Source organism: Corynebacterium tuscaniense (assembly GCF_008693065.1).
In the GTDB taxonomy this organism is placed as follows: domain Bacteria; phylum Actinomycetota; class Actinomycetes; order Mycobacteriales; family Mycobacteriaceae; genus Corynebacterium; species Corynebacterium tuscaniense.
On record NZ_VXKH01000058.1, the window covers coordinates 1 to 9,422 of the forward strand.

Here is a 9,422-nt window from a genome sequence, read left to right on the forward strand (position 1 = left end):
TGACCTCCGGAACCGTGCCCGGGCCCTGCACCGCGGTGTTGATCACGCGGAAGTTCACCGCCGGCCAGCGGTCCTTGGCCACGGACAACACGTCGCGCTCCGCCGCTGACCTGCGCCCAGTGATCAGTCCCACCCGGCGCGGCAGGTAGGGGAGTGGCAGTTTGCGCTCCGGATCAAACAATCCCTCGCTGTTGAGCAGCGCGCGCAGGCGTTCAATTTTGGCCAGCAGTTCACCCTCGCCGACGTGGCGGATCTCCGTCACCCACATGGAAAAAGAGCCGCGTCCGGCGTAGAACGCGGGCTTGCCGCACACGACCACCCGGTCACCGTCTTTAAGCGGCGTCGGCATGGAGCGCAGCAGATCCGTGCGCGCGGTGAGCTGCAGGCTCATCTCCTGCTGGGTATCGCGCAGCGTGAGATATGACAGCTTCCACGTCGGCTTCATATTCACCTGCGTGAGCTGCCCCTCGATCCACAACCAGCCAAGGCGTTCAATCCACTTCTTGACACTGTCGTTGACCTGGGCCACAGACCACGGAGTCTCCGGTGAGTTCTTCGGCGGTTGCCCTGTCACTGTGCTCGCGCCCCCTTCTACCTCGTGTGTTGACTCTCGTGCGGGCCAGCTTACCTTTCCCGCGCCAATCCATTACCCTGGGGAACCATGTCAAGCACCGGAAAGAACGTCCTTCTGGCCGCCCCCCGCGGGTACTGTGCGGGTGTAGACCGTGCGGTGGAGACAGTAGAAAAGGCGCTGGAAAAGTACGGCGCACCTATTTATGTCCGCAAGGAGATTGTCCACAACAAGTACGTGGTGGAAACGTTGTCGCAGCGCGGAGTGATCTTCGTGGACGAGACCGACGAGGTGCCGGAAGGCGCCCACGTCGTCTTTTCCGCGCACGGCGTTTCTCCGGCAGTACGTGAGTCCGCGCGGCGCCGCAACCTGCTTGCTCTTGACGCATCGTGTCCGCTGGTAACCAAGGTCCACAACGAGGTGAAGCGTTTCGCCCGTGACGGCTACCAGATCTTGCTCGTTGGCCACGAAGGCCATGAGGAAGTTGAGGGCACCGCCGGCGAAGCGCCGGAGGTTGTGCACCTTGTTGATGGGCTTGAGGGCGTGGACAAGGCACCTGATTTCCCGGCGGACCAGAAGCTCGTGTGGCTCTCCCAAACCACGTTATCGGTGGACGAGACCATGGAGATTGTTGCTCGTCTGCGCGAAAAGTATCCGAACTTGGAGAACCCGCCGAGCGACGATATTTGCTACGCCACTCAGAACCGCCAGGTCGCCGTGAAGGCGATTGCGCCACGCTGTGAGCTCATGATTGTGGTGGGCTCCCAGAACTCGTCGAACTCCAAGCGCTTGGTGGAGGTTGCTCTGCAGAACGGCACGCAAGACGCTCACTTGGTGGATTACGCCACGCAGATCGAGGACGCGTGGCTCGATGGTGTCACCACTGTTGGCGTGACGTCAGGCGCGTCTGTGCCGGAGATCTTGGTGCGCGAGGTGATTGATCACCTAGGCGCTCTCGGCTTCGATAACGTCGAGGAAGTCACCACCACGACAGAAACCATCACGTTCGCGTTGCCGCGTGATCTGCGCGTGCCGCGCCGTAAGCAGGCTTAGTCGCCGTACAGGTCCTCGCTGAGCCTACGGCGCACCCTGCTTGTCGACGATCCCTTCGACGCTTCCCGTTCCCTACGCCTCCTTGCCAACAACTCTTCAACAGTGACCTGGTTGCTGTTGCCATTGAGGCTGCGACTGCGACTGCGGCTAGTTCGCTTCGCGGTAGAGGCTGGGGTAGGGGCGCTGTCCGGGCGCCTTGGCCGTGGTTTGGGCGCTGCAGGGCGTTGAGGGGTCCGCTTGATGGAAGGCTGAGGCTGCAGCTCAGCTGTACGCTCAACGGGCCTCTCGGGGGCAGGTTCAGCCTTGTGTTTAGGCAGGTGCCGTGAACGGGACGCTTCGCGGGCGGTGCGCCGGTTAGCTTCGTTGGTGCGGCGGCGTTGGCGGAGTTCGTGGCGCTGTATGTCGTCGTTAAGCCGTTTGAGCAGCAGATAGCGCACGACGGTGATGAATAGCGCACCCAGCGTCACCGCGGCGAGCACGGGGAAAAACTGCACCAGCGGATAAAGAATCACCAATACCGATGTCCGGCCGAGTGATGTTTGTCCTTCAGGCAGTGAAAAATATGCGTTGAGGGTCCCCGTGGCTAGTAAAAAGAATGTGAATAACAGTGGGATTGATACCACGGTGATGAAAAGGCCACGGGGATTCACAAACGTTGCCACGATGATGGATGCCAGCGCGAAGATGGCCAGGAAAGGCCAGCCAATCACCTGCGTGTACAGGGAGATCAGGCCGCCGGTGACCAGCGCCGCGATGAGGATGCTCAGTCCCGAGCCCAAAGAGAAGCCGGACACTGTGGTGTCCTGGGTAGGCGACGTTCGTGGAGAGACATGAGACACGGTCCAACATGTTACCTCGGAGGCAGTTCCGTTTCGTGGATCACGCGCGCGCGGGCGGACACGGAACGAAGTTCTGGTGGGGGTGTGGAGGATTGGGTTGGCATGTCAACCTCGTGGAGGCGGCGGGCGGTAACCATGACGCGGGAGTCCATGGAGCCGAGCGTGGCGTTGAAAGCCTCCACTGCCTTGTCGAGGGATGCCCCGACGCGATTGTAATGCTCCGCCATTTTTCCCAGTCGGGTGTATAGATCAGCGCCAAGGCGTTGGACTTCGAGGGCTTTATCCGACATATCTTCGTGCTTCCACCCCAGCGCCACGGTCTTCAGTAGTGCGAAGAGGGTGGTGGGTGTGGCAAGGACGATGTTTTTCGCAAACGCATCATCGAGCAGGGTCGGATCTTGCTCCAACGCCGCGTCAAGGAAGGGGTCGGAGGGGATGAACAACACGATGAATTCCGGCGTGGGCTGGAACGCGTTGATGTACCTCTTGTTGGACAACGCGTCCACGTGTGAGCGCAAGAGGTGGCAATGTCGGCGCAAATACCCGGCTTTTTCTTCCGGGTCGTCCGTGGCTAGCGCATCGAGGTAAGCGGAAAAAGGCACCTTCGCATCCACGACGATGTTGCGGTTCCCGCTGAGCCGGATCACCATATCTGGGCGCAGAAGCTGCCCGTCCACGCGGGCTGTTGCCTGCACATCAAAATCGCAGTATTTCTTCATGCCGCCCAGCTCCACGACGCGTTCCAACTGTATTTCGCCCCACCGGCCACGCACGTTGGGGGAGCGCAGTGCGGAGACCAGCTGATCGGTACGATCTCCCAAGCGTGCCGACGCCCTCGTCACCGCTTGCACCTGCGCCACCAGCGTCGATTGGGTGACAGCGCTATCTTCATTCATGTCACGCATCTGGGAGGAAAGCCGCTCTACGGATGCGCGAAGAATCTCTAGTTCTTTCCCCTGGCGCGCCGCGTATTCCGGGGTGGGGGCGGGCTGCTGCTGCGGTGGCGCGTTGCGCTGGCGCAGCAGGGCATAGACGGCAACTCCCACGACTGCACCAAGCAGAAGGCCGAGGAAGAACGTGAACAGCAAGGGTGTCACACTCGCTACTGGGGTAGTGGGTGCTGCTATATACGCGTAAGACATAGCATCCACCGTTCCACACGAGGGGAACACAACGCAGGCGCCACGGCGCGGTTAATCGAACATCTATTCGTCAGTTTCTGAGTGTGAGTCCGGGTGGTCCCGGCGCGGTAGGCGACGGCTGAGCCAGTCGAAGCGGGTATGTCGTCCGCCGGAAGACTGCTTGGCAGATTGCCCATCAGATTCCGCATCGTTGGCCGTTTGATCCCTGTTCCAACGTAAAGACAGTTTGTCGAAGGGGAGACGAAGGGAGGTGGGGGCTGGTGCGGCGTCGAGAAGCTTTTCGGTGATATGAGGTGCAGCCCAGCCACTTTGCGTGGACAAGTCTTCGCGGGATTTCGCGCTTTCTGCTTCTTCGGCTTCGGCGAGGGCGCGGCCGACATCCGTGGAGAAGTTGAGGTCGTCGGCGCGGACTTCCCCAGCGTGAATACGCAGCATGTCTTGGATGTAGCGGAAGACTACAGCGACCGTGGCTGCGACAGGGACGGCGAGGAACGCGCCCATGAGTCCGAAGAGGCCGCCACCCACCGTCACGGAGACCAACACGATGACCGGGTGCAGATTCATCGCACGTGACTGCAGCAGTGGGGAAAGCACATTGCCTTCCAGCTGCTGCACGGCGATGACGATGCCCAGTACGATCAGCGCCTGCGTGAACCCGAGCGAAACCAGCGCGATGAGCACCGCCAATGCCCCAGCCACGATCGCGCCGACCAGTGGGATGAATCCCGCCATGAATGTGATCACCGCTAGCGTGAAAGCGAGCGGCACGCCAACGAGGTAGATACCGATGCCGATGAACAGCGCATCGATGAAGGACACGACCGCCTGCGCGCGAATATAGCCGCTGAGAGTGTCCCACGAGCGGGTCAGCAGTTCCGTGGCGTGCAAACCCGCGCGGCCACCAGTGGCGTTTCGCAGCCACGGGAGAAATTTTGGGCCGTCTTTGAGGAAGAAGAAGGTGAGCACGAGCACCACAACGAACGTGACTGCCATGGACGTGGCCGTGCCAATTCCGGAGAAGATTCCGCCCGCGATCGCGCCGGCGCGGTCCTGCAGCCACGACGCGGCTTCCTGGAATGCGGTGTCCAGCTTCTCCCCGTCGATGGAAAACGGCAGGGTCTCTTGGTTCTGGAGCCATAGCTGTAGGTTCTGAATACCTTGTGCGGCTTGGCTGACCAAGACGCGGGAGTTGCGCATGATATCTGGCAGGATGATGGACACAAAGAACATCAGCACTGCTACAGCCAGCAGCATGGAAATTAAGGCAGACAGGCCAGCGGGTAAACCACGGTTGCGCATGAACGTCGTCGGTGGGGCGAGGACCGTGCACACGATGAGGGCGAGAATAACAGGCAGCACGCCGGCCCAGAATTTGCCCAGCAGGTAGGCGAGCGCGCCAAGCAGGACAAAGATTGCCAGCATGCGCAGTGAGAACAGCGCGGTCGAGCGCACCCAGGAGTTCAGCACAACGGAACGGTCCACGCGGTTGTCGTAGCCCGTCTTTGTCACCTTGTCAGCTGGTGCCTCGGGCGACTGTTGGGTTGCGTCGCTGTTTTTCGTTGAACTCACGCGTCCTATTGTGCCCCAGCATTCGCTTTTCGACGATCCCTGCCACCACCGTGTCGGCCCAGCACAGCAGTATCCGGCGCTAAGGGGTGCGGGAGCGTCGGCTATCATGGGCCCTCGTGAGCCTTACTCTTGGAATTGTCGGTCTGCCCAACGTGGGCAAGTCCACCCTGTTCAACGCACTGACCCGTAATGAGGTTCTGGCGGCGAATTACCCGTTTGCCACCATTGAGCCGAACGTTGGCCTGGTGCCACTGCCGGATACGCGCCTTAACCGCCTGGCGGAGATCTTCGGTTCGGCGGAGATCCTGCCGGCAACGGTGTCCTTCGTGGACATCGCCGGCATCGTCAAGGGTGCGTCCGAAGGTGAAGGCATGGGCAACGCGTTTCTAGCCAACATCCGTGAGGCCGACGCGATCTGCCAAGTCGTGCGCGCGTTCTCCGATGACAATGTCATCCACGTTGATGGTCGCGTCGACCCCGCCAGCGACATCGCGGTGATCAACACCGAGCTCATCTTGGCGGACCTGCAGACCATTGAGAAGGCCCTGCCTCGCCTTGAGAAGGAAGCGCGCAAGAACAAGGATATCGCCGTGCAGGTGGAGGAAACCAAGAAAGCACAGACCATCCTCGAGTCCGACCGCACGCTGTTTGCCGCCGCCAAGAACGGTGAAATTGATCTCTCGCTCGTCCGCGACCTTCACCTCATGACGGCGAAGCCGTTCCTCTACGTCTTCAACTCCGACGAGGGCGTGCTCACTGACGAGGCCAAGAAGGCGGAACTGCGCGAACTCGTCGCCCCCGCCGGGGCAGTCTTCCTCGACGCCCAGACGGAAACCGAGCTACTCGAGCTTGAGGACGATGACGCTGCCGAACTCCTCGCCTCCGTCGGCCAAGACGAACCCGGCCTGGAAACCCTGGCCCGCGCTGGTTTTGAGACCCTCGGTCTGCAGACCTACCTCACCGCCGGCCCGAAGGAAGCCCGCGCCTGGACAATCCACAAAGGCGACACCGCCCCCAAGGCCGCCGGCGTGATCCACACCGACTTTGAAAAGGGCTTCATCAAAGCCGAAATCGTTGCCTTTGAAGACCTCGACCAGCTCGGCTCCATGGCTGAAGCTCGCGCCGCAGGCAAAGTCCGCCAGGAGGGCAAGGACTACGTCATGGCCGATGGGGACGTCGTGGAGTTTCGTTTCAATGTAACCTAAATGCGCTATGAATAGCGTATGACTACACGCGCTGCTATTTACCTCCGTATCTCGTTAGATGCTGCCATGGACGGCCTCGCCATCGACCGGCAGCGTCAGGACTGCGAAGCCCTCGCCGAGCAACGCGGCTGGGACGTCGTGCATACCTACGTCGATCAATCGATCTCTGCATCAAAGAAGGACGTGGACCGTCCCGACTACGACGCGATGGTGGCGTCCTTTGAGCGCGGCGAGATCGACGGATTCTGGAACGCTAAGGCGCGTTCTTATTTCACCGTGAATCGGTGCCATACTTCGACTGTGACCGTCAACGGCAGAACGCAACGAAGCATCAACACCCGCGGCGGCCAGAAGTCGATCGCCGAGCTTTGGGCAACGAATTTGCCGGGCACTAAGGACAGCTACTACTACAACTTCTGCTAGAACTCATGCGCATTCGACCCCTAGTACTTGGGCTTTTGAGCCTACTTCTTGCTGCAGTCATCGCGACTACTGGGTGGCTGCTGACAGCCCTGGTTGACTCCACCAAGCCCTTGTCCTTAGGGGTCGAATCAACCTTTAGTCTTGACTACGTCGAGCCTAAGACTTCACTCGCGGAGGAACTTGAGTCAGACTACGCACCGACGGTAATCCGTAACTCACTGGTTTCATTGGCCGAGCAGAACGGCTACTCCATCTACCGGCTGACTGGCACCGATGACGCAAGCGGGACTTCCCACGAGGTTTTCATCCCGCTGGAGCAAAATTATCCAGCACCGGAACGCATTCCCCGGCTCAACCGGCCGGATGCCTTGAGCCAAGCGGCCAGTGAGCTTGGGTCGCTGGATTACCACGGTGATTACGTCTTGGTTCCCAAAGCAACGGGTGGCAATGCGAACCACTTCTACGAATCGGCCAGGAATGACGGGCTCAGGCTAAGCGAAAAGACGCAGTTCCTTCACCTCATCCAATCGGTCGTATTCCGCCTGCCCGCGTTGGTGGCGATCCTGTTTCTATTTGTCGTTTCCCTTTTTGCCCTGGTATTTGTTCTTCGGGTTTCCGGTCTTAGATTGGCAGCGCTGCGCACAATAAATGGCGGGCACCGCAGTCAAAAAGGCAATTGGCGGCAATGGGCCTTTGTCATCCTCCCGCACCTAGTTCTCATTGGCCTTGCGAGTACATTCCTCGCCCGCCAAGGGAGCTATTCTTTTGCCTTCCTGTTCCTCAGGTTCTACGCCGCCGGGATAGGCTTGGCCCTGGCTACCACCGGTTTGGCCGTAGCCGTCACCGCCCCATTGTTGCGCCGCGCAGTAGCGCTGCTGGGGCAGCGTGCCCCCGCAGAGAAGGCGGCGGGAAAAGCGCTGAAAGTAATTTCGGTCTTTACCTGCGTGACCTTTGTAGCAGCGGGTCTTAGCTCAGCGGCTGCGCTCCGCTCCTACCAGCAGGAATCCGAGGCCCAACAGACCTGGAAATCTCTCGCGGAGTTTGGAGCCTTGCATTTTTCAGCCAACTTCGACGGCCCTGCTGGCCGCGCGGAAGGAGGCGAGCTCTTGCCGCCCAGTGTGCAGGAGAACTTCCGCGACTTCGCGCTCAGCTGGGAACGGGAGCACGGGGCTGTCCTCAGCCATACTTTGCCGAAAGAAGGTACCGGTGTGCCGGACTCCTGCCCCGTGGCACTTGCTAACCGCCAATGGCACGATCTGCAGGATTATCAGTTCCGTCCCGGAGACGACAACCACTCGGTCGACTATTCCGCAGCCCAAGAGCATTTCGCAGCTTCCGTGGATCTGTGGGCTCAGGAATCCGGCGACCTGCTCCTTAAGTCTGCGCAAATTGGACCGGTCAGTGCCGATCATGCGGTCGGATTCATTAGTGGAACAATGTCGGGGGAACTGGTTCCCGGCGATTGTTTTTACGTGCTTGAAACGGACGATCTATCCGGCTTCGACGCAGACTTCCTAAGCTCCACAGCTTCGAGTAAAAATTTGCTCTTCGCGGATTTCTCGGAACTGGGTCCAGAACTTACCGCTGCCGGCCTCGAAGGCTACGTGTACCCGGTACGCGCGGCCGATCGCGGTCTGGCCGAACTAGTAGCCAGCACGGCGCTGTTCTGGCTGAGTATCCTGAGCGTCCTCGGAGCTTTGCTCGCCACGCTTGCGGCCTTGATAGTCCAGGCGCGCATCCAGCTCCGAGTTCACCGTCGCCTCCTGGTACTCCTCCACAGCGCTGGGCAATCACCGGACAAAACGATGTGGCGACTATTCAAAAGCCAACTGGTCAGCCTGACAGTTGTCGTCATATTGTCCGTCCTGGCTCCGCTACTGCTTCCGAACCCGTTCCTCTACACCTTCACCGCGCTAAGCTGCCTTGTCTTAATCGTCTACCTCGGTTTTGTCCGTCTCAGTATTTCTCAGCACATGTCCGCCTCCCCTAGGAGTCACAATGTCATTGGCTAGCCCCAATCAGTCCCCCACTCTGCCGCCGGAGATTTCCACCTCTCATCTCTGTCTCGCCGCGGAGTCGACTTTTTCTGTGGGGCGCAGCACGCGGATGGTGAAGAAGTCCCTCGTGGAAAATGCAACGTTTTCCCTACCCGGGCCAGGCTTTGTCGCCATCTGTGGAGCCAGCGGTTCCGGAAAGACTTTGCTGCTCAACACCTTGGCCGGGCTCCTGCCGCCGGCGGACGGCCTCCTCCGGATAGACGGTGAGAATGCCTCCGCGTGGAGGATGAAGCGGAGGCGGAGGTTCTGGCGAGAACGCGCAGCGATAATCCACCAAGACCACGGAATCATTCCCGAACTAAGCTGCGAAGATAACCTCACCCTCGGGCTATCCAGGAAGCAATACTCCAAAGAAGAATTGCTGCACTCCCTCGGCGAAGTCGGTCTTGATGTCCCCTTCGACGGGCCGGCAGCTATTCTCAGCGGAGGCGAGCAGCAGCGGCTGGCGATCGCCCGAGCCCTGCTCCGCGGCGCGGCTTATGTGTTCGCTGACGAGCCGACCGCCTCCCTCGACCCCACTAACCGCGACCAAGTTATCGCGCTCCTGCGGCGAGCTGCGGACG

9 protein-coding genes are annotated in these 9,422 nt (G+C 60.2%); 5 read left to right on the forward strand and 4 right to left on the reverse strand.

All coding sequences use genetic code 11. The features are described 5' to 3' along the window. Positions 1 to 574, reverse strand: a 574-nt coding sequence (locus tag F4V54_RS08955; protein WP_170253142.1) for an exodeoxyribonuclease VII large subunit, incomplete at its 3' end; no start/stop codon positions are given. A gap of 87 nt (positions 575 to 661) precedes the next feature. Between F4V54_RS08955 and F4V54_RS08960 the strand changes: the two genes are divergently transcribed. Continuing rightward, a complete protein-coding gene (locus F4V54_RS08960) occupies positions 662 to 1,624 on the forward strand; it encodes a 4-hydroxy-3-methylbut-2-enyl diphosphate reductase (protein WP_150386908.1) in 963 nt (320 codons plus the stop codon). Here F4V54_RS08960 and F4V54_RS08965 read toward each other — a convergent pair. From F4V54_RS08965 to F4V54_RS08975, 3 genes are all read right to left on the reverse strand, one after another. Continuing rightward, on the reverse strand, positions 1,621 to 2,463 hold the full coding sequence (locus tag F4V54_RS08965; RefSeq protein WP_150386909.1) for a DUF6542 domain-containing protein: 843 nt from the start codon (positions 2,461 to 2,463) through the stop codon (positions 1,621 to 1,623). The genes F4V54_RS08960 and F4V54_RS08965 overlap by 4 nt on opposite strands. Positions 2,464 to 2,474: 11 nt before the next feature. Continuing rightward, a complete protein-coding gene (locus F4V54_RS08970; protein WP_150386910.1) occupies positions 2,475 to 3,605 on the reverse strand; it encodes a DNA recombination protein RmuC in 1,131 nt (376 codons plus the stop codon). Between the two features lie 63 nt (positions 3,606 to 3,668). Beyond that, positions 3,669 to 5,174 (reverse strand): AI-2E family transporter, encoded by a 1,506-nt coding sequence (locus F4V54_RS08975; protein ID WP_376998172.1) that lies wholly within the window; start codon positions 5,172 to 5,174, stop codon positions 3,669 to 3,671. Between the two features lie 116 nt (positions 5,175 to 5,290). Here F4V54_RS08975 and ychF point away from each other — a divergent pair, with 116 nt between their 5' ends. From ychF to F4V54_RS08995, 4 genes are all read left to right on the forward strand, one after another. Next, a complete protein-coding gene (gene ychF / locus F4V54_RS08980; protein WP_034664660.1) occupies positions 5,291 to 6,379 on the forward strand; it encodes a redox-regulated ATPase YchF in 1,089 nt (362 codons plus the stop codon). Between the two features lie 18 nt (positions 6,380 to 6,397). After that, positions 6,398 to 6,802, forward strand: coding sequence for a recombinase family protein (locus F4V54_RS11780; RefSeq protein WP_246874935.1), 405 nt, complete (start codon positions 6,398 to 6,400; stop codon positions 6,800 to 6,802). Positions 6,803 to 7,029: 227 nt separating this feature from the next. After that, the gene (locus F4V54_RS08990) at positions 7,030 to 8,814 is read left to right on the forward strand and encodes a hypothetical protein (protein ID WP_249041276.1); all 1,785 of its coding nucleotides are present in this window, start codon (positions 7,030 to 7,032) and stop codon (positions 8,812 to 8,814) included. After that, on the forward strand, positions 8,807 to 9,422 hold a 616-nt coding region (locus tag F4V54_RS08995), incomplete at its 3' end, for an ATP-binding cassette domain-containing protein (RefSeq protein WP_428840491.1). The genes F4V54_RS08990 and F4V54_RS08995, both read left to right, overlap by 8 nt.

Coding starts and splice junctions, on each gene's coding strand:
- F4V54_RS08960 (WP_150386908.1), top strand. CDS start 662: ATGTCAAGCACCGGAAAGAACGTCCTTCTGGCCGCCCCCCGCGGGTAC.
- F4V54_RS08970 (WP_150386910.1), bottom strand. CDS start 3,605: ATGTCTTACGCGTATATAGCAGCACCCACTACCCCAGTAGCGAGTGTG.
- F4V54_RS11780 (WP_246874935.1), top strand. CDS start 6,398: ATGACTACACGCGCTGCTATTTACCTCCGTATCTCGTTAGATGCTGCC.